This is a genomic window from Advenella sp. FME57, assembly GCF_014897675.1.
Classification (GTDB): Bacteria; Pseudomonadota; Gammaproteobacteria; order Burkholderiales; family Burkholderiaceae_B; genus Advenella.
Genome location: NZ_JABUXU010000011.1, coordinates 1 through 20,466, shown reverse-complemented (window position 1 = coordinate 20,466; position 20,466 = coordinate 1). Strand labels below are relative to the sequence as shown.

Sequence of the window (20,466 nt, the reverse complement as noted above, 5' to 3'; positions counted from 1 at the left end):
CAGGCTGCTTTATTCATATGAAGCCGAACCAGCCCCCTGGAGGAAAGCGCAGCCCTTTGGCCGATTAATCGCCCAGCAATGCACCGGCAAATTCGGATGCCACAAAGGGTTGCAGATCCTGCAATGACTCGCCGACGCCAATCCAGTAAACAGGCACCGGCCGCACGCCCTGGCTGCCCGCAGCCACGGCTGCCAGCGTACCGCCTTTGGCCGTACCATCCAACTTGGTCACGACCAACCCGGTCAGCGTCAAGGCCGCATCAAAAGCCTTGATCTGGGAGATGGCGTTTTGGCCGGTATTGCCGTCCACCACCAGCAGCACCTCGTGGGGGGCGTCGCCATCGGCCTTGCCGATCACGCGCTTGATTTTCTTGAGCTCTTCCATCAGATGCAACTGCGTGGGCAAGCGGCCGGCGGTATCGACCATGACAATCGACGCCTTGCGGGCCCGTCCGGCATTGACCGCATCGAATGCCACCGCAGCCGGGTCGCCGCCATCCTGGGCGATCACGGCCACATTGTTGCGCGAGCCCCATTCAATCAGCTGTTCGCGTGCCGCGGCACGAAAAGTGTCACCGGCCGCCAGCAACACACTGTGTCCCTGCGCCTGAAAATGGTGGGCAAGTTTGCCAATAGAGGTGGTTTTGCCTGCGCCGTTCACGCCCGCAATCATCACAACACGCGTCTGCCCGGTGCCTGCATCAAACTGCTTTTGCAGCGGGGCCAAATGCTCGGCCAGCAGATCGCGCAGTGCGTGTTTGACGGTTTGTGCGTCTTCAATGCGTTCCTTTTTCACCTTGTTGCGCAGTTTGCCCAACAACGATTCGGTCGCTTCCATCCCCGCATCGGCCATAATCAGCGCCGTTTCCAGCTCTTCAAACAGATTCTCGTCAACTTTGACGCCGACAAACAGCGAACTGATATTCGAACCGGTCCTGGACAGGCCATCCTTTAAGCGCGCCAGCCAGGATTTGCGATCCGATTTGGGACGCTGCGCCGTGCTGGACGCTGCCGGCGCCTGCTCGGCCATCGCAACGGCGTCGGGTGTGGCAGGCGCAGCGGATACCGCAGATGCTACCGGTGTTGCTGGTACCTGGGGGGCCTCGGACGTTGCCGGAACGGCAGACACTTCGGGCGCGGGCGCTTGTGCTGCTGCCGATGCAATAGTGGGCTGCGCCACACTGTCCGCAACTGAAACGTTCTTTTGCTCGCCCTGTGCAGCGGCTTTGATCGCAGCGCCGGAACCCTGGCCCACAGACGGCGGCAAAACGGCATCCATGGGCTTTTTCAAGGTTGCCGCTTTATCGCTCAGATCCACATGAACCGGTGGAGTCGAGGGCACAGACTGCACATTGCGCTGCGCTTGCGGTGGCAAGGATGATGTCGACGGCGCGGGCGTACCTGCTGGGGCCGCTGAAGCAGCATCGGCAGACTCTGGCGCGGTCGTCTCGCGCACCGGCGGTTCCTGAACCGGTGGCTCTCTGGATGGCGGCTCCTGTGGGGGCGGTTCAACGGGTGTCGGCGGCTCTTTGGCCGGCGGTTCGGGTAAAGTCGGCTCCCTGACGGGCGGCTCCTGCGCAGCAGGTATGTCCTGGGGCGCTGGCTCAGTCTCTACCGACTCCGAAGCGATGGTATGTTCGGGCACCGGCATGAGCGCCGCGCCCTCTTCAAGCGTCTCGGGCTGACGGGTCTCGAGTGCCGGTTCAACGGGCTTTTCAACAGGCTCGCTGGTTTTCTTTTTACGTTTGAAAAAACTGAACATAGGTTGTCGCAGGAAAGTGAATACTACAATAACAATAGGATCCCCTATTTTAACAGTGTACGTCGCAACAATGATGAAACCAGCAAACCGCCCCGCAGGCACTTTCGGCAAACGCCAGACCATCCGAATCATTGGTGGTCAATATCGACGCTCGCAGATTCCGGTGGTTGATGCCGACGGCCTGCGGCCGACCTCGGACCGTATCCGGGAAACGCTGTTTAACTGGCTGAACTATCTGTGGGACGGCAAGTTCGACGACAAATCGGTGCTGGACCTGTTCGCTGGCACGGGCGCACTGGGCTTTGAGGCCGCTTCACGTGGCGCTGCGCATGTACAGATGGCCGAAACCAGTCCTGCTGCGCTGGCAACATTGCGCGCTACGCGCGACAAATTGCAGGCCAGCCAGGTACGCATCAACAGCGCCGATGCGTTTCTGATGTTAAAACGCATGGATGCCGCCAGATTCGACCTGGTAATGCTTGATCCGCCCTTTGCCGGCAAGCTGTTTGATCGCATCTATCCCTTTTTGCCCGCCATTGTCAAACCGGGCGGCCTGGTCTACATAGAATCGGACCAGCCCGAAGACCCGGGCCCCGACTTCCCTGCTATCCGGCAGGGCAAGGCCGGGCAGGTGTATTATCAGTTACATGAACACCTTATTGCACCGCACAAAAGCGAGTAAATACCTTATAATCGACGTTCCTTTAAACGCTCGGGCCGGTTTTCGGCCTCTTTCCCGGCATCGATCGGGAGCAAACGGAGCTCATGATGATCACTGCTGTATACCCAGGGACATTTGATCCTCTCACCCGCGGACACGAGGATTTGGTCCGACGCGCAGCCGGGCTGTTTGATCATGTTGTAGTTGGCGTCGCTGTCAGCGCGGGCAAAAATCCGCTGTTTACTATCGAAGAGCGCTTGCAGATTGCCGAAGAAGTGCTGGGCCACTATCCTAATGTCTCTGTCAAAAGCTTTGGCGGCCTGCTCAAGGATTTTGTACGCGAGGAAGACGCCCGCATCATTGTGCGCGGCCTGCGCGCCGTATCCGATTTTGAATATGAGTTTCAAATGGCCGGCATGAATCGCCACCTGCTGCCCGACGTGGAAACGCTATTCATGACCCCGTCTGATCAGTATCAGTTTATTTCCGGCACGTTTGTCCGTGAAATTGCCCTGCTCGGTGGCGATGTGGGTAAATTTGTATTCCCGTCGGTTGAGCGCTGGTTGCAGGAAAAATCACAGGCCCGCCTGGCTGCCAGAAACGAGCAGGCGCCCGAGAGCGACTAAGCAAACTGCGTCAATGCATGTCAGGGCGAACATCGACACCATCCTTTTCTGGCCAGGCCCGTGTTCCGAGGCCCTGGATTCATGCCCAGAATTGATGCCCGTGTGCTCATGTTTCAAGCTGGCACCCTGGCCTGACCAGTTGCATGTGCCGCTGCATGCCCAATGATGTGCGCTCTATCTCATGCAAAGCCTGATTGTGCCTGCCATGCTGTCCTGGTCCCTCGACTGCACCGCAACGCACCCGGCGACAGCGCCCGAATGGATCGCAGACACGCAGCGACCCATTAACCCTGACACGCTTGCCTGTTTTCAGGTATTTGTCCAACCATTGGCGTACACTGTCACTGTGTATAAACGAAAGTGCCGGAAAGATTATGGCCCTGCTAATTACCGATGAATGCATCAACTGCGACGTCTGCGAACCGCAGTGTCCCAATGAAGCCATCTATATGGGTGTGGATTTCTATGAAATCGACCCTGCCAAGTGCACCGAATGCGTCGGGCACCATGGCGAGCCGCAATGTCAGGTCGTCTGTCCTGTCGAGTGTATTGAGATCAATCCGGAATGGAAAGAATCCCAGGATATGCTCATGGCCAAATTCTACAAGCTGACTGCTGTAGCCTGACAAGCCCGCCTCGCAACGGTCCGCACCTTATGCGGGCGGGCCGTCTAACACATCACCCCTGATTTTCCGCCCGCCGCCGCAACCTGCGACAGCAGCATTATCACGACTGGCGTCAAGGCGTCTAGGCATCAAGCGGTCAGGTCTTCATCGGGGTGCAGCTTGACCAGTCGAATCGGCCGCTCAAGCAGCTTACTGAACCACGCATCGGCCAATTGCCCCTCGCTGACCACGCGCAAGGCACGCCCGTCTAGCTGCGCCTCTTCAAAAGCATCCTCATCATCTTCCAGCACATCGACCGGGATATCCAGTCGCAACATGCCTGGCGCGCGGATAACCAAGTAATCGAAACGGATGGAAAGTTCAATTTGTTTCAATGCCGGGTCATCCCGGCCAAGCGCCTGCGACTGCTCATCAACAAGCAGCCAGCGCAGTTGTGCTGCGGGCTTGACCGGCCCCGCAATGGCCGGGCATTGATAAATAGGCTGAAAATCTGAAGTTGTCATAATGCAGAATCGAAAATGGAAAAAGGCCGCTTAAATGAGAGGAATATAGGAAAAAGCCCGCCTATTGAGCGGGAGCAGGCGTGGGCGCGGCCGGCGTTTGCGGCTCAGTCGCTGCCGGAGCGTCGGGTGCGGCCTGAGCAGGTGGGGGGTTACCGTCGCCTGCCGCCGCTGGTGCAGGCTGTCCGCCCGCCGCGGCACCAGGCTGCGCCTGTGGCTCGGGTACAGCAGCCTTCTGTGCAGCAGCCTGCTCGGCCGCCTGCTTTTGCGCCTCTGCTTCTTTGTCCTTGCGCTGCTTGACGAACTGGCCCAACGGCGAGTTATTCAAGCGCTGCCATTTGACTTTCAACTGCGCACCCTGGGGCGATCCGGTCAACTCGAACGGCAAGGTCACCTGTTTGATGCTTACGCGCAACCCCTCCTGATTCAACGTGACCGGCTGGCGCGTGACAAATTTGCCAGGGAACGAAAACTGGTTATTGATCAGGTTGTACACCGCCAGATTGTCATCGGCCTGGATCAGCAAGGGATCGGTCAGCAGGCTGAAGTGCGCAAAATGCAACTCGCCTTTATCGAGCACCAGCTTGGTTTTTAGCGTTTTATACGGGGTTTTGGCCGCTGGATCAAATTTCCAGGTGCCGGCCTGCTCAATGTTGTTGGCGTAGGCGGCGGGATCGGCAAGCACCGGCGCCAGATCAAAGCCACTGATCGCGCCCTCGCGGGCCTCGCCTTCGAGTGAGCCGGTGGCATTGGTCAGCCAGTTGGCGCCTTCGGGCGCATTTCTGGAGGCAAAGACCAGCGAGAATGTGCCTGTGCCTGTCATGACCGGATTCATGCCCAGTCCCTTGAGCAGCGGTTCAATGGATACGTCCTGGAAATTGAGTTTGGTCGTGACTTCGTCGTCCTTCATGTTGATCAACGCGTCGCCCTGTACCTGCCCGTCAAAAATATTGGACTTGATATCTGTGATACCCAACTGGTCTTTGGTGAAATTTAAGGCCGCCGTCACATCGTTATACACCACGCCATGATAGGTGATCTGCTTAAGGCTGGCGGTGCCCGATCCGATGAGCGAGCCCATCAGGTCGCTGACCAGGTTGCGTACAGCGGTGGTGGCGGGCTTGGCCTCGGCCTCCTGGGGCGCAGCGGGTGCCTTGGCGCCGCCGGTAGCAGCGGCCGGCGGTGTTGCGGCTGCACCCGACACGTTATCGATCAGCTCATCCAGATTCACCGAATCGGCGCCCACAGCAAAACGCACATAAGGCTCATCAAACCTGGAGACATTGCCGTCAAAACTGAACTTGCCGGAGTTGATGACAGCATCGGCCTTGAAGCTGGCGACACTTTTGAGGAAATCGGCGCTGAAGGTGCCGATAACGGGAATGTTCTGCTCGCGCGTTTCCACATCCTTGAGCACCACATTGCCACTCATGGCCGAAAGCGCGAACAGGCGGCGCGCCAGATCCATTTTGGCCGGCGAAGAAATATTGAAATTGACCGCGCGTTTATTACCACGGGCATACGCGCCGTCCAGCTTGATCTGGGCCACATTCAGGGCATCGGACGTGCCGCTGATGCCCTCCATGCGAAAGTTGACGCCGAACTGTTCCTTGCCCTTGATCCGGACAGAACCGGTCAGTGGCTTGCCACCCGCGCCGGTAGGCGAGATATCCAGCGCCGGCGAATTGAGCACCCATTCGTAGCTCTCGTCGTCTTCATCAGAGGCGGTACCTTTGACGGCGAAGTTGGTCATCTGCAAAAGCGGCGCAGTTGAGTCAAAATTCAGCTTGGGCGCGGCCAGGCTCATATCCAGGTTGCGCAACCCGGTGCCCTTGGCGCCTTTGCCCGAAATGGTCAGATCAATACCCGATCCGGTGAGCGCGTGCGCAAAACTATCGACGGCAAAATCGCCGGTCAACGTGCCGGTTTGCACATCCACATCACCCACGACACCCTTGATATTGGCTTCCAGATTGCGGGCCGAATACAGTTTGGTGACCGGGTCCAGTTTGACCAGGCCCTGAATATTCACGCTGGCATTGGCCACCGGTCTTGCGCCTTCCAGATTGCCCGTCACAGACACGTCAAAAGGCTGATCGAACGTGACCCGGCCAGTATTGACCGTCATCTGGTTCAGGCGCATATCCAGATTGTTCAGCTTGTCCTTATAGAAGATCGCACCGTTTTGCACTTCAAGCCCGGCGATATCGATTTTGAAATCGGTCTTTTTGGGCTGCGGCAAAACGCTGTTGCTCTCGGCGGCCGCGGCAGGCACGGGACGGATTTCATCGCTTTTGAAGCGCGGATCGACCGTCTCTATGGCAGGCGGATCCTGGGTCAGCAGGTCCTCGAAGTTGAAATTGCCTTTTTCATCGCGCACGATCCAGCCCTTTAAGCCAGACACGGCAACATGATCGACCACCAGACGGTTCGATATGAGCGGCCAGATGGCCACGGCAAAACGAGCGCTGTCGATAGAGGCAAAAGTGGTGGTGGAATTGGGCTCGGACAGTGAAATTTTTCGAACTGACAGACCGATACGCGGGAACAGGGACAGTTCCAGATCGCCCTCAATGACCATGGTGCGATTGTATCGTTCCTGCACAATGCTTTCGATCTTGTGTTTATAGGCGTTCGGATCGAACGTCAATAAAAAAATGGCTGCGCCTACAAAGGCAAACAGCATCAGCACCACAAGGCCGATCAAAATTCTTTTAAGCCAGACTTTCATGGGCGGCTTGATCTCTCATTCATAATAAGTGGGAACAGCCCGCTCAAGGACCGTCTGTCATCCAGATAAGCGCAGCCGACAGGAGCAGCTCTGCCCTTGTGTAAAGTGGGCATGAGCGGTGGACATGAACGCCGGGTTGCCGAACCACACTACCCACACAAGCGGTATTGCCACACAACAATGCGCAGCGTACCACCGTCATGGCCACGCTATGGATCGGCGGTCGCGACGCACAACGTCAGCGACATGCCTGCAGTGACATGCTGTTCATGCATTTCATACAATGCAGTCGCAGGCGGCACTTCTTTTCAAAAAGCATGCACCGCCTGCCAGTCGAGCTCACAATCGTAATCGTGTGCTGCGCGCGCCGGATCTGCCTGTCTGGATTTATCGGGCTGTTATTTTGATTATGCTAACAGATATGGCATTCGAATGCAGGCAGAACAGGACTATTTGAACAGTGAGGACAGCGAATTGAGTACTTCGTTCTCGCCACGCGCCTGCCCATCGGCCGGAATCTGGCCTTCCGGTGTTGATTTGTCGACCACTTGCGGCAAAATACCCGACAAGCTTCCCAGAACATCATTACGGGACTGACCCGACTGGGCTGCAATGGAATCGACCGTATCGGCCCCCAGCGCAGTATCGACCTGTTCCGGGGAAATATCACGGTTTTCACCCTTGTTGACCCAGGAATTGAAAATGTCGCCCAGCCCACCTTGCTGGAATTTTTCGGCCAAACCACCCAGGCCGCCCTGCTGGTTATTGATCACGGACAAAACCACTGGCAACAGCGCGCTCAGGGCGCCCAGATTGAGGCCATTGCCCAGGCCACCCAAACCACCCAGGCCGCCCATGTCTTCCTGCTGCGCGGCGGGCGTCTGATCTTCCGGGGCCTGCCCGGATGCTACCTGGCCTTCCTGTATTTGTTCACTTTGTGGCTGCTGTTCAGGCTTTTTGCCACCGCCCAACACCGCATTGATTGCATCCAGAATTCCCATGATCTTTCCTTGATTGAGTAAGAAGAGGAGTTTTGACTATAACACCGGAACAGGGCCGCATCATGAATGTTATTTATCTGATAAACATTTGATACAGATGAAATTATTGTTATTGCAAGACAGTTGACCGGCTCAGTCAGCTGAAAAACAGCCCGCAACCCGGCCTGGCAGGAACAGCAAAAGCCGCGCACATACGCGGCTTTTGTCGGGTTTGGGAAAGCACAGCACGCTTTCCCTGGTCAAAATGAGCTTTATACGTTGAACAGGAAATTGAGCACATCGCCGTCCTTGACGATATATTCCTTGCCCTCAGCACGCATTTTGCCCGCTTCCTTGGCGCCCTGCTCGCCTTTATGCGTAATAAAGTCGTCATAGGCAATGGTCTGGGCACGGATAAAGCCACGTTCGAAGTCTGTATGGATCGCAGCGGCGGCGCGCGGGGCGGTATCGCCCACATGAATCGTCCAGGCACGCACTTCCTTGACACCTGCTGTAAAGTAAGTCTGCAGGCCCAGCAGGCGGAAAGCGGCGCGAATTACGCGGTTCAAACCCGGCTCATCCATGCCCATATCAGCCAGGAATACGTTTTTGTCCTCATCATCCAGGTCAGCAATTTCGGCTTCGATTGCCGCGCATACGGCCACAACAGGCGCATTTTCCTTGGCGGCAAATTCCTGTACTGCAGCCAGATGCGGGTTGTCGGTAAAACCGTCTTCCTTCACATTGGCCACGTACATGGCAGGCTTGGCCGTAATGAAACAGTACGGCTTGATCAGATCCAGGTCGTCTTGATCCAGGTTCATGGAGCGGATGGAGCGGGCCTCGTTGAGCACGGCAATGATCTTTTCCAGCAGGCCAGCCAGGCGCTGCGCTTCCTTGTCGCCCGCCCGACCGGTCTTCTGGGCACGCAGCATCGCCTTTTCAGCGGTGCTCATGTCGGCCAGCGCCAGCTCGGTGTTGATCACTTCGATATCAGAAATCGGATTGACCTGACCGGCCACGTGAATCACGTTTTCGTCTTCAAAGCAGCGCACGACATGGACAATCGCATCCGTTTCGCGGATGTTGGCCAGAAATTGGTTGCCCAGCCCTTCGCCCTTGGAGGCGCCCGCCACCAGCCCGGCAATGTCCACAAACTCGACCGTGGCCGGCAGAATGCGCTCGGGATTGACCACTTCGGCCAGTTTATTCAGGCGCTCATCGGGCACCTCTACGATCCCGACATTGGGTTCGATGGTGCAGAACGGATAGTTTTCCGCCGCGATGCCCGCTTTGGTCAGGGCGTTAAAGAGCGTGGATTTGCCCACGTTGGGCAGTCCGACAATCCCACATTGAAGAGCCATTGAATTTCCTTAGATAACAAGCACATACGAACCCAGCATCGGCACCATGGAGGTGCCGGATCAGCAGAACGTCGTATGTTTGCATACGGGTCGCCGTTTTACAGACAAAACCTTGTAAACCAGCACGCGTATCTGGCGATTTTGCATCAGTTTTGAATAAAGAAGAGATTGTAACCTTGTCTGACGCTCTACTTGATCGATTGATGCCTTCAAACCCAAGAATAGCCTGAATCAGCGCTTTTTTGAACGTGCGCTTAACGATCAAACCGACTTGGCGTCTTATATTTTCCCCAGGCAAGTAGTTGCGGTGGTGTGTGGATCTTCATAATATTTAAAAATTTTAAACGTGATTTATTGCTTAATAAGTCCATGACAGTTAAACCACATATGTCCAAATATGCCGTCATAGAAGGTCCATTCGACGACGCCAGCTTCGGCATATTCCCTGAATTGAAGGGTCGCGGCTACCATTATTGCGAAGCACCCATCTTTCTATACTACGGCGAACACAAAAGTACCCATCACGGCTTTGGCTTGTATCACATCTGGGAACAACGTCTCAGAATTGAATTTAACCTGTCAATGAAAACGGCGATGCCCTTCCTTGTGGGTGAAATAAAGACCCTTCTGTCAAGGGCCAGCATTCATTGTGAGTTTGAACATCCGGGCGGCAATCATCGCGCTGTTGTGATCGCACACGCAACCTGCAACACGGTCGTCATGCAATACCTTGACCGAAAACACGTGTGTTCCATAGTGACATGGTTCTCACGAAATTTCAGAAAACCCAAAAAGCCTCGTATAGGGAGCATTGCCATTGACTACGGCACATAACAAGGTCCATTGGCATAAAACAAAAGGCCCCCAAATGATGAGGGCCTCAATTCCGTATTAGTGAGAGATAGTCGAGCAACCTTCTTAGTCTGTATATGCAAGCCACCTTGCATAGTGCTGTCGTCGGCGCACGAACCAAACCTGCGTTCATGCTGCTATCATCAGGCTTACCGATTTCACCTGCTGTCAGGGGATATGCTGGACCAGTGGTCGGGGTCAAATTCCAGCTTCCAAACTTCCTACAGTAATACAAACAATACGTTTATAAATCGATGTTATACGAAAATTTTATCAAAAAGCACAATTCTGGACAACAAGAGAGACCCACATAGCTCAGCCATACAAGAACAGCACAGATATTCAAACTTGCCATCCCAGGCATCCGGGGTCCGTGACACTCTCGCAACCGGCTGAGCGGGCAAAAAGCACCTGAAAATGGCGTTACGGAGCCTTGAAATTGTGTTCAGAACGAGAGGTTCGAACAAATGCCCCACGTTACTGCGGCGCATCAACCATCTGAATAATCTGGATTAAATTACCGCAGGTATCGTCAAACACAGCCATTCGCACCGGCCCTGCGTCCATGGGCTGCACTGTAAAGCGCACGCCGCGCCGGGTTAACCGGTCAACCTCGGCGTCCAGATCGTCCACTTCAAAGGATGTGGCAGGTATACCGTCCCTGACCAGGGCCGCTTTGTATGGCGCCACTGCCGGGTGCGCGTCTGGCTCAAGCAACAGCTCCACGCCCTTGGGCTGCTCTTTGGACACAACCGTCAGCCAGCGATAATCGCCTGCGGGAACGTCATGCTTTAACTGGAAACCCAGAATATTGGTGTAAAAATCCAATGCCCTGGCCTGATCATCAACAAACACACTCGTTACATAAATTCGCATGCGCTGCTCCTATCTATGAATCGCGATTGATTGAATATCCAGCGACTGCCAGTGGCCAATGGCCAGATAAAACAAATGCCCAAAGCACCGCAGCCCGACGTCTCACGCAGTCCTAACGACCTTGCAGCATAAGCCAGATCAGCAGCAACGGCCCGCCATTGAACATCATATGCATCAGAATAGAAGTGCCGATCCCGGAACGGACTCGCATCCAGGCCAGGACCAGGCCGGTCATCCATTGCGGCATGACCATGACCGGATACATCCACCACGGCGTATCGTTCAGCTTGAAATTGTTCAAATGCACAAAAGCAAAAACCAGCACCGACAGGTGAAAGATCCAGGGAAACCATTGTACATAAAGTTTGCGTATGCGCCATGGCAGCGCTTGGTCATTACCGACGAAGCCCCGGAACTTGAGGGCGGCCAGCAGTGCCAGCACCAGGATAAATGCGCCGGCGCTCAGCCACGATGGGCCCGAAAAGACCACCATCATCATCACCGGCAATACCCATAGGATGGCACGGGGATAGCGCAAACTGTAGCGAAACAGCATTTCCTCGACCAGTGGCGCCCACAGCACCGCCATCAGCCAGGGAATATTATCCGGGTCCAGCCGGTGCTGGGCGCCGCCACTTTCTGCTGCGCTCAAGGCCAATGGCGCCAGTACAAACAGATTCACAAACCATAACAGGGCCACCCAGGACAGCATGCGGGCAAAACGGACATTCGGATACCAATCGCGCCACCAACCCGAACCGCCGCCCCGCTGGGCGATGCGTGGGGTAAAGCGTGGCCTGCGCACAAAGCGCAGAAACACTTTGAGATCGGCGCCGAAAGTCGCGGTGGTCATGACCGCGCCTCGCGCGCTGCGGCAAGGCGGCGCGAGGCCGCGGCAAAGTCGCCATCGAGCAGGGGCCCGAGCACCAGCCTGGCGCTGTCGATTTCATTGTCGATCAGCGGCATGTCTTCCTTGGCTGGCATGGATAGTACGTAATCGGCCACGCCCTGGGCCAGGCCACGGCTGCGCGGATGGCCAATGCCAAGACGCATGCGCCAGTAGTCGCTGGTTCCCAATGCTGCCTGAATATCCCGCAGCCCGTTATGGCCGGCATGACCGCCGCCTTTTTTCAACTTGACCTCGCCCGGCTGCAGGTCCAGTTCATCATGCAGCACCAGCACCTGTTCGGGTTCAATCTTGAAGAACCGCGCCACTGCCCCCACAGACTGGCCTGAGCGGTTCATGTATGTGACGGGTTTGAGTAGATAAACGGCCTCGCCATCGTGACGCGCACGCGCCAGTTGTCCGGAAAAGCCAGTTTCCAGGCTGAACTGGGTTTTCAGATCATCGGCGTAGTGGTCGACAAGCCAGAACCCGGCATTGTGGCGCGTGGGTTCATACTGCGGGCCGGGATTTCCCAGCCCGACAATCAGACGGATAGGCAACGAAGCCATGTACAAAATTCCCTGCAGTTTACGAAACAAACCCCCGAAATGCGAACGCACTGCGGGGGTGTACCAACATAATGGCCTGACCGGCAAGGCCGGCCCGCGTTACCCTGCCTTCAGGCAAAGTAACACATTCGAGACTTACTTGGCGTCGTCTTCGGCAGGCTTGTCAGATTTTTCTGCTTCGGCCGCGCTAACATCAGCTGCAGTTGGCGGGTCCTCGTCAGGACTTTCTGCAATCACAGTTGCAGTGGCCAGTACGGGGCTTTCTTCGCCAATACCCAGAAACTCAACACCGGCCGGAACTTTAACGTCTGACAGGTGCACAACTTCATTGGCTTGCAGGTTGCCCAGGTCTACTTCGATGAACTGAGGCAGGTCTTTAGGCAGGCAGGTGATCTCGATGTCGTTCAGAACGTGCGAAATTGTCGCACCTTGCTGTTTGACGGCAGGAGATTCGTCACCGTTGATAAAGTGGAAAGGAATACGTGTTGTAAGCGCTTCGTTGGCACTGACACGCTGAAAATCCACATGCAGCACGAGTGGCTTGTATGAGTGCCATTGCACGGCGCGCAGCAGAACGTTCTGCTTTTTGCCGTCGAGCATCATGTCCAGTACGGACGTGTGGAATGGCTCTTTGCGCAATGCGTGGAAAATTTCATTGTGGTCAAGTTCGATGCTTTGCGCTTCGCCTTTTCCACCATAAACAATGGCCGGTACACGGCCGGCGCGACGCAGGCGGCGGCTCGCACTCGATCCCTGAACGCTACGCGTGGTGGCTTCAAATTTCATGGAGAACTCCAAATAAACAATACCGATTACGGTATTTTCAAAAAGGCTGAACCGGTTGGCTCAGCCACCCGACCCGCTGCCGCGACCAGCAACGGATCAAATCCTTATTCTACAAACAGTGAACTAACCGACTCTGCATGGGAAATGCGCAGAATGGTCTCGCCCAGCAATGATGCACTGGAAAGCTGACGGATGCGCGCGCAATCGGCCGCTTCCTGGGACAGCGGAATGGTGTCGGTCACAACCAGCTCGTCCAGCTCGGACTCTGCAATGCGGCCAACAGCGCCGCCGGAGAGCACGGCATGCGTACAATAGGCGTAGACGGCGCCGGCGCCGCGCTCTTTAAGCGCAGAAGCCGCCTTGCACAACGTGCCGGCGGTATCGACCATGTCGTCCATAATGATACAGGTGCGGCCATCGACCTCACCGATAATATTCATGACTTCGGATACATTGGCACGCGGGCGACGCTTGTCGATAATCGCCAGGTCTGCTTCCAGCTGTTTGGCCAGTGCGCGGGCACGGACCACACCACCAATGTCGGGAGAGACAACCACCAGGTCCTTGAAGTTGCGCTGACCGATATCGGCCAGCAGCACGGGACCGGCGTAGATGTTATCTACCGGAATATCAAAAAAGCCCTGGATCTGGTCTGCGTGCAGGTCCATGGTCAGCAGGCGATCAACGCCCACGCTTTGCAGCATGTTGGCAACCACTTTTGCCGTGATGGCCACGCGGGCCGAACGCGGCCGGCGATCCTGCCGGGCATAGCCAAAGTATGGGATGGCGGCGGTAATACGGCCGGCCGAAGCGCGGCGCAGTGCATCGACCATCGTCATGATTTCCATGAGGTTGTCGTTGGTAGGCGCGCAGGTGGGCTGCAGCACGAATACATCGCGGCCCCGTACGTTCTCCAGGATTTCCACCATGACTTCACCGTCAGAAAAACGACCGACGGTCATTTTGCCCAGCGACATGTCCAAATGATTAACGACGTCTACGGCAAGCCTGGGATTGGCTGTGCCGGTAAAAATCATGAAATTAGTGTTGGTCATGATGACTGGAATCGGTGAAGTGAATAAAAAAAACCGTGATAAGCACATACCGGTTTATAGCGGCTTATTCACGGTTTCCGCACATATAGTACGAATTTGGCTGGGGCGGAAGGATTCGAACCTTCGCATGCTGGAATCAAAATCCAGTGCCTTAACCAGCTTGGCGACGCCCCAAATTCTATATCCAATTATACAGCGGATGCCGATTGATGCCGTGACAGACAACGACCTGTTTTATCCACTGGCTTGCCTCTGGATGAGAAGCAAGCGCAGATTCTACACGCTGCCTGCATGCCAAGGCCTGATCGGCAGTATCGAACGGTACAAAAAAACACGCACCTGATCCTGTCATTCTGGCCTGTATACCCAAGGATTCAAGCCAGCCGACAATAAGCGAAAGCGGTTTGAAAAGGGCACATGCTGCTGCCTGTAGATCATTTCTGCCAAACTGATGAATATCATGTCCAGCAAAGTCGTGCATTATGAGGGATTTTGTGGCCCTTGTCAAATCAGGATGGGCAAAAACTGTTGCAGTTGCGACACTGATTGTCGGCACAAACACGACATAAGAGGCTTGCGGCACCGGGCAGGTCTGCAGCGCGTCGCCCACACCCTGGGCAAAAGCCGATTCACCGAAGACAAAAACCGGCACGTCGGCGCCCAGCGTCAGGCCCAGGGCCTGCAGGGCCTCGCGGGAAAAACCACAACCCCATAGGCGGTTGAGCGCAATCAGGGTGCTGGCCGCATCGCTGGAGCCGCCACCCAGGCCGCCACCGGCGGGAATCTGTTTATCAACGGCAATGGTCACGCCAGCGGCCGCGCCGCTCTGAGCTGCGGCATGCTGCTGAAGCAGGCGCGCCGCCCGTACGATCAGATCCTCATCATGGGGCACACCAGGAATATCGGTGGCGCGCACAATACGCCCATCGTCACGCAAGGTGAAATGCAGCCGGTCGGCCAGGTCAACAAAGGTAAAAACGGTTTGCAGCAGATGGTAGCCATCGGCACGCCTGCCGGTGATGTGCAGAAACAGGTTCAGCTTGGCCGGCGCTGCCACGTCATGCAAAGACTTCATTCGCTCTCGGTCACCACGCGAACGGTAATGCGGTCGCCCGCCATGGTGCGCTCAAAGTTCAGGCGCGTGGGCCCTTTGCTGTCAAAATCGGACATATTGACCCGCCAGCCTGCTTCGTCAAACGTCTGGGCGCCCTGGGCCGCGCCGGTCTGCCCTGCCGTGTGCAGACCATTACGCTGGCCATTGCGCAGGCCCTTGAGCCAGTTACGCATGCCACTGACCGGGATCGGGCTGCCCAACACCTCGGCCACTAATGCATCGGGATCACCGGCGACCGTGCGCTGTCCATTGGAGCGCGTCAGCACCGCCTGATTATCGGCCACGACCACCCGGGCCAATGTAGAACCCAGCGGATTGGTCAGGTCCAACGTCAGCACCGCTCCCGTATCCAGCCAGGTGAAACCGCCCTGCACCGAGTCGCGATTGCGCTCTGCGCTGCGATCATAAACGGTCAGGGCAAAGCGCCCGGAACGCTCGAACGCGCCGTCGGCACGAGCGGCCTGTGACGTCGAGGGCTGCGTGGGCACAGTCGAACACGCAGCCAGTGTTGCAGCCACCAGACAGATTGCGGTTAACCGGATATAGCGATGTAAAACGCGTACATTCATTTGAGGCGGACTCCCAGTCGTTTGAGGGTTTCTTTAAGCGTCGGGTTTTCCTTGTCCAGCTGCCAGCCTTGCTTGAGCAGCGCCCGAGCCCGTTTTTTGTCACCATTGGACCAGTAGATTTCGGCAAGATGCGCCGCAATATCGGCTTGCGGCGACAACTCGAAGGCATTTTCCAGATACTGACTGGCCAGCGCATGATTGCCCAGCCGGAACTGCAGCCAGCCCATGCTATCCAGAATGAACGGATTGCCCGGCGCCAGTTGCACGGCCTTGTCCAGCAGCGTTTGCGCCTGCTCCAGATTGATATTCTGGTCGGCAAAGACATACCCCAGCGCGTTGTATGCATCGGGTGAATCGGGCTTGAGCGCGATCACCTGCCGCAGCAAGGTTTCCATTTCAACGATTTTGCCCTGGCGCTCGTACAGCATGGCCAGGTCATACTTGATGGCCGGGCTGGCAGGCAGGGCCTTGTCGGCCTGAACCAGGCGGGCAAGCGCCCTATCCGTGCGTCCGGCGGCGGCAAGCACCTGCGCACCCGCCAGCTCAACAATAATTTTGTCTTCGCGCGTCTCGGTGCGAATGTCGGCAATCAGCGCCATGGCTTTGTTCAACTGTCCCAGCTTGCCGTAGAGCGCCGCCTGTTTCATGCGAATTTGCGGCAGGGCGGCCGACTCATCGATTTTTTCCAGTTGGGCTATCGCATCGCGATACTTGCCTTCATCCTCATCAATCTGGGCAAACAACAGGCGTGCATCGGTGGACTGCCCCTGGGCGTTGGTTTCGGCATCTGACAATGCCTCGCGCCGCTGTCCCTGCACCTCCAGGAACTCGGTCAACCGCGCCCGCGCCATTTTATAGTGTTTGGCCTGGTAATTGACCTGGGCCTCCAGGTACAGCAGGTCAAAGTCCTCGGGAAAGGCCTTGCGCATACGCGCCAGATCGGCCAGGGCAGGCGCAAATTTCTTGTCTTCGACCAGTTGGCTGATATACAAAAGGCGAACCCGGCGGATACTGGGGTGAGCGGTGATGAACTTGCGTCCCAGCGACATGGCCAAGTCGTGATTGATTTTGACGCCGTATTGCAATACGCGCTCGGCGGCGGCATCAGAGTCCGGATCGAGCGACAGCGATTTGCGCGCCGCTTCCCAGGCCAGCACCGGATCGCCCGCCTGAGTCGCCAGGTCTGCCAGCAGCAGGTGCGCGACCGAAAAATTGTCGCCGTTCTTGTGAATGACCTCTGTAAAGACCTTGAGGGCTTCCTGCTTGTCTTTCATGCGCGCCACCACGGCGGCAGCCTGGTACAGAGCGCGATCCTTGTTGCCGGCCTTGGCGATGCGCTCGCGCAGCGCCTTGACAATGCCATCCGTATCGCCGTTGCTGGCCGCCAGCGCCAGCGTGGCCGCCACGGCTTCTTCATCTCCGGGCGCCAGCTGGTTCCAGAGCCGCGCCGCTGCGGCAGCCTGCCGGGACTGGGACTTGGCCATATACAGATGCATGGCGCGTTTGGCCAGGCGTGGCATTTTCCGGTCGCGCGCCAGTGCCATTGCCGTTTCTGCCGCCAAGTCGGTTTTCCCCTCCTGGGCAGCAATTTCCATGATGAGCAGACGGTAAATATCGTCGGCCTCGGTATGGTTGACCAACGTCACAGGCCTGGCCTGCTCGTTCGACAGAAAATCCAGCATGGCGCGCCGATCTACCGGCTGATCGAACTGGGCATGCGCGAGCGCAGTCCACATGAGCGGAGCAACAAGGGCTGCGGCGCGAATAACGCTTTTCATCGGAATCACAGGCAAGCGAGGCAGTGGCTGATAACAAAAAACAAATGTTATCATCCTTGCTTAGTTATTATTAATAAATCCTTAAAACATAAGCATTTTATCTGCGCCGGCGTGACTTTGCGCGCGCCGTGGGCGCCCCCATTATTCCTATGCCCGAACTACCTGAAGTTGAAACCACCCGCCGCGGCCTGGACATGATCATTACCGGCAAGCGGCTGCTTGCGGTCCACGTGCATGAGGCACGGATGCGCTGGCCGGTTACACCCGAGCTCAATCTCATTTTGCAGGGCAAACAGTTGCTGGCCTGCGAGCGGCGGGGTAAATACCTCCTGTTGCGTTTCGAACACGGTACCCTGCTTGTGCATCTGGGCATGTCCGGATCGCTGCGCCATGTCCAGGTAGGTGAGTTCTTGCGCAAGCACGATCACGTGGAGTGGTGCTTCGATGGCGTCACCGTACGCCTGAACGATCCGCGACGTTTTGGCGCAGTCCTGTGGCACGCCCATGACGCCGGTCCTGTGGCGGCCCACCCCTTGCTGGCCGGGCTGGGCGTAGAACCCTTTGAGGCGGCCTTCACGCCGCACATGCTCCATGCCGGGCTACAGGGGCGCAGCATAGCCATTAAGCAGGCGCTGCTGGGCGGCCAGATTGTGGTGGGCGTCGGCAATATTTATGCGTCGGAAAGCCTGTTCGCAGCCCGCATTCATCCACGCACGCCGGCCAACCGCATTTCGCCGGCAAGAGCGCAACGCCTGCATGCGGCTATTTTAAGTACGCTGGAAAAAGCGCTGGATTCGGGCGGCAGCACCTTGCGCAACTACACCGGTACACAGGGCGAGCCAGGCGCTTATTTTGAGATTCACGCGGCCGTCTATGACCGCGAGAACCAGCCCTGCCGCAGCTGTGGCACGCCGATACGCAAAATCGTGCAGGGCCAGCGCGCCACTTTCTTCTGTCCTAAATGTCAGCGCTATTGATGACCTTGCCCGGGTTCATCAGAATGTGAGGATCCAGCGCACGCTTGATCTTGCGCATCAGCGCCAGCTCCACTTCGGATTTGTATAGCGGCAGCAGATCTTTTTTCAGCTGCCCTACCCCATGCTCGGCGCTGATGGAACCGCCAAAGGCGTGCACACTGTCATGCACCAGCCGATACACTTGCGGCTGCAGCTCCAGGAAAGCGGTCTCGTCCGAGCCAGCCGGCGCCGCCACGTTGTAATGCAGATTGCCGTCACCCAGGTGGCCAAAAACAATGTGCCGCACGCCCGCAAAAGCCGCCTGCAACTGGCCATTGGTCTGCTCGACAAAATCGGCCATGCGCGAGACCGGAATAGACACATCGTGCTTGATATTTTTGCCCATCTGCTTTTCCGCCAGCGGGATACTTTCACGCAAATGCCACAACTCGTTGCTCTGGGCAATGGAGGCCGCAATGACGGCGTCGACAACATCGGCCTCTTCAATGGCCTGGCCCACCACCGTTTCAAAGCGTTCGCGCGCATGATCGGCACTTTCGCTGTCGGAGATTTCCAGCAGCGCATACCAGGGACACTGCCTGCCGGAAGCGTCAAACGGCCATTTCTGCTGGTCAAATTCAAGCGTGACCGAATCCAGACAATAGTGGGAAATAAGTTCGAAACCGGTCAGGGCCGCGCCGAACCCCTTACGGGCGCGCGCCAGCATCCGGACGGCCGCCGGCATGTCGTTGAAAGCGAGCATGGCCGTACACCGCGCCACCGGCTGCGGATACAGCTTGAGCGTTGCCGCGGTAATGATACCCAGCGTGCCTTCGCTGCCGATATACAGGTCGCGCAAATCGTAACCGGTATTGTCCTTGCGCAGGCCACGCAAGCCGTGCCAGATCTCGCCATCTGCTGTGACCACTTCCAGGCCCAGCGTGAGGTCACGGGTATTGCCGTAGCGAAGCACCTGCGTGCCTCCGGCGTTGGTGGCCAGATTGCCGCCAATCGTGCAACTGCCTTCGGCAGCCAGACTCAGCGGAAACAAACGGTCTGCCTCAATGGCAGCCTGCTGCACCTCGCGCAGGGTGCAGCCGGCCTGCACGGTAATCGTATCGTCGGCCGTATCGACCTGCAGGATGCGGTTAAGGCGCGTGAGCGCAATCACGACACTGTTTCCCTGTCCGTCGGGCGTGGCGCCCCCGCAAAGACCGGTGTTGCCGCCCTGCGGCACCATGGGCACCTGATGCTCCACACAGGTGCGCACCACATGTGCGACCTGCTCGACAGAGGCGGGGCGCACCACCGCCAGCGCCTGACCGGTATAGCGGCCGCGCCAGTCGGTCAGATAAGGCTGTGCCGCAGCTCCGATCAATACATGATCTGCGCCGACGATGTCTTGCAATACTGCCAATAGATTCATTTTTTTCTGCCCGTTTCAGTTTGACGGTTGTCGCAATGGGCAGGCGGACAGATTCCCACCAGCCCGCTTTGGCAACAGACGTATAATACAACCCACATTTTACCGAAATTCGTGGCTGTTGCCCGCCGCTTGCATGAAGCAACGACTGCAACAGCCTTTACAAGGACAATCCATGACCCCAGCGCTTCCCCAATCCGTATTCAAGGCTTATGACATTCGTGGTGTTGTGCCTGAACAGCTCAATGCTTCGTTTGCCTACCTGCTGGGTCGCGCGCTGGCCCGGCGTGCCCGCGACTGCGGCACGGATCGGATCGTGGTCGGCTTCGACGGTCGCCTGTCCAGCCCGGAT

Annotated in this window: 19 protein-coding genes, 1 tRNA gene and 1 pseudogene; 6 read left to right on the top strand and 15 right to left on the bottom strand. The window is 57.0% G+C overall.

Annotation, left to right across the window (positions count from 1 at the left end):
- Positions 1-64: 64 nt before the first annotated feature.
- Positions 65-1,279 carry a signal recognition particle-docking protein FtsY gene (gene ftsY / locus INT32_RS13620; RefSeq protein WP_226817061.1) on the bottom strand — a complete coding sequence of 405 codons (1,215 nt, stop codon included), beginning with the start codon at positions 1,277-1,279 and terminating at the stop codon, positions 65-67.
- A gap of 556 nt (positions 1,280-1,835) precedes the next feature.
- On the opposite strand from ftsY, the gene rsmD reads away from it, so the two are divergent.
- The 3 genes from rsmD to INT32_RS13605 all read left to right on the top strand — a co-directional run bounded on the left by rsmD (position 1,836) and on the right by INT32_RS13605 (position 3,675).
- On the top strand, positions 1,836-2,444 hold the full coding sequence (gene rsmD / locus INT32_RS13615; RefSeq protein WP_193089426.1) for a 16S rRNA (guanine(966)-N(2))-methyltransferase RsmD: 609 nt from the start codon (positions 1,836-1,838) through the stop codon (positions 2,442-2,444).
- Between the two features lie 86 nt (positions 2,445-2,530).
- Positions 2,531-3,049, top strand: a complete 519-nt coding sequence (coaD, locus tag INT32_RS13610) for a pantetheine-phosphate adenylyltransferase (RefSeq protein WP_193089425.1) — start codon at positions 2,531-2,533, stop codon at positions 3,047-3,049.
- Between the two features lie 374 nt (positions 3,050-3,423).
- Positions 3,424-3,675 (top strand): YfhL family 4Fe-4S dicluster ferredoxin, encoded by a 252-nt coding sequence (locus tag INT32_RS13605; protein ID WP_014751910.1) that lies wholly within the window; start codon positions 3,424-3,426, stop codon positions 3,673-3,675.
- Between the two features lie 128 nt (positions 3,676-3,803).
- Here INT32_RS13605 and INT32_RS13600 read toward each other — a convergent pair whose 3' ends face one another.
- The 4 genes from INT32_RS13600 to ychF form a co-directional block, all read right to left on the bottom strand.
- Positions 3,804-4,178, bottom strand: a complete 375-nt coding sequence (locus INT32_RS13600) for an MOSC N-terminal beta barrel domain-containing protein (RefSeq protein WP_193089287.1) — start codon at positions 4,176-4,178, stop codon at positions 3,804-3,806.
- Between the two features lie 61 nt (positions 4,179-4,239).
- Positions 4,240-6,906 carry an AsmA family protein gene (locus INT32_RS13595; RefSeq protein WP_193089286.1) on the bottom strand — a complete coding sequence of 889 codons (2,667 nt, stop codon included), beginning with the start codon at positions 6,904-6,906 and terminating at the stop codon, positions 4,240-4,242.
- Positions 6,907-7,355: 449 nt separating this feature from the next.
- A complete protein-coding gene (locus tag INT32_RS13590; protein ID WP_193089285.1) occupies positions 7,356-7,907 on the bottom strand; it encodes a YidB family protein in 552 nt (183 codons plus the stop codon).
- Positions 7,908-8,158: 251 nt separating this feature from the next.
- Positions 8,159-9,250, bottom strand: coding sequence for a redox-regulated ATPase YchF (ychF, locus tag INT32_RS13585; RefSeq protein WP_193089284.1), 1,092 nt, complete (start codon positions 9,248-9,250; stop codon positions 8,159-8,161).
- 369 nt (positions 9,251-9,619) lie between these two features.
- Between ychF and INT32_RS13580 the strand changes: the two genes are divergently transcribed.
- Positions 9,620-10,084, top strand: a complete 465-nt coding sequence (locus INT32_RS13580; protein ID WP_193089283.1) for a hypothetical protein — start codon at positions 9,620-9,622, stop codon at positions 10,082-10,084.
- 495 nt (positions 10,085-10,579) lie between these two features.
- Here the strand turns inward: INT32_RS13580 and INT32_RS13575 are convergent, their stop codons facing one another.
- From INT32_RS13575 to INT32_RS13535, 9 genes are all read right to left on the bottom strand, one after another.
- Positions 10,580-10,978, bottom strand: a complete 399-nt coding sequence (locus INT32_RS13575; protein WP_193089282.1) for a VOC family protein — start codon at positions 10,976-10,978, stop codon at positions 10,580-10,582.
- A gap of 112 nt (positions 10,979-11,090) precedes the next feature.
- Positions 11,091-11,831, bottom strand: coding sequence for a type II CAAX prenyl endopeptidase Rce1 family protein (locus INT32_RS13570; protein ID WP_193089281.1), 741 nt, complete (start codon positions 11,829-11,831; stop codon positions 11,091-11,093).
- Complete coding sequence (gene pth / locus INT32_RS13565) at positions 11,828-12,433, bottom strand: aminoacyl-tRNA hydrolase (protein WP_193089280.1); 606 nt, start codon at positions 12,431-12,433, stop codon at positions 11,828-11,830. Before pth ends, INT32_RS13570 begins: the two co-directional genes overlap by 4 nt.
- A gap of 135 nt (positions 12,434-12,568) precedes the next feature.
- Positions 12,569-13,219: a 50S ribosomal protein L25/general stress protein Ctc gene (locus INT32_RS13560; RefSeq protein ID WP_193089279.1), complete on the bottom strand. Its 651-nt coding sequence runs from the start codon at positions 13,217-13,219 to the stop codon at positions 12,569-12,571.
- A 104-nt stretch (positions 13,220-13,323) separates the two neighbouring features.
- Positions 13,324-14,274: a ribose-phosphate pyrophosphokinase gene (locus tag INT32_RS13555; RefSeq protein WP_193089278.1), complete on the bottom strand. Its 951-nt coding sequence runs from the start codon at positions 14,272-14,274 to the stop codon at positions 13,324-13,326.
- Between the two features lie 97 nt (positions 14,275-14,371).
- Positions 14,372-14,448 (bottom strand) — tRNA-Gln (locus tag INT32_RS13550).
- A gap of 4 nt (positions 14,449-14,452) precedes the next feature.
- On the bottom strand, positions 14,453-15,349 hold the full coding sequence (gene ispE, locus INT32_RS13545; RefSeq protein ID WP_193089277.1) for a 4-(cytidine 5'-diphospho)-2-C-methyl-D-erythritol kinase: 897 nt from the start codon (positions 15,347-15,349) through the stop codon (positions 14,453-14,455).
- On the bottom strand, positions 15,346-15,957 hold the full coding sequence (locus tag INT32_RS13540) for an outer membrane lipoprotein LolB (protein WP_193089276.1): 612 nt from the start codon (positions 15,955-15,957) through the stop codon (positions 15,346-15,348). The genes ispE and INT32_RS13540 overlap by 4 nt, the downstream gene beginning before the upstream one ends.
- A complete protein-coding gene (locus INT32_RS13535; protein WP_193089275.1) occupies positions 15,954-17,735 on the bottom strand; it encodes a tetratricopeptide repeat protein in 1,782 nt (593 codons plus the stop codon). The genes INT32_RS13540 and INT32_RS13535 overlap by 4 nt, the downstream gene beginning before the upstream one ends.
- A gap of 149 nt (positions 17,736-17,884) precedes the next feature.
- Between INT32_RS13535 and mutM the strand changes: the two genes are divergently transcribed.
- Positions 17,885-18,712, top strand: coding sequence for a bifunctional DNA-formamidopyrimidine glycosylase/DNA-(apurinic or apyrimidinic site) lyase (mutM, locus tag INT32_RS13530; RefSeq protein ID WP_193089274.1), 828 nt, complete (start codon positions 17,885-17,887; stop codon positions 18,710-18,712).
- On the opposite strand, the gene INT32_RS13525 is transcribed toward mutM, so the two are convergent.
- On the bottom strand, positions 18,693-20,117 hold the full coding sequence (locus INT32_RS13525) for an FAD-binding oxidoreductase (RefSeq protein ID WP_193089273.1): 1,425 nt from the start codon (positions 20,115-20,117) through the stop codon (positions 18,693-18,695). The two genes, mutM and INT32_RS13525, sit on opposite strands and share 20 nt — an antisense overlap.
- Positions 20,118-20,289: 172 nt before the next feature.
- On the opposite strand from INT32_RS13525, the pseudogene INT32_RS13520 reads away from it, so the two are divergent.
- Positions 20,290-20,466: pseudogene (locus INT32_RS13520) on the top strand (phosphomannomutase/phosphoglucomutase); the annotation flags it as partial.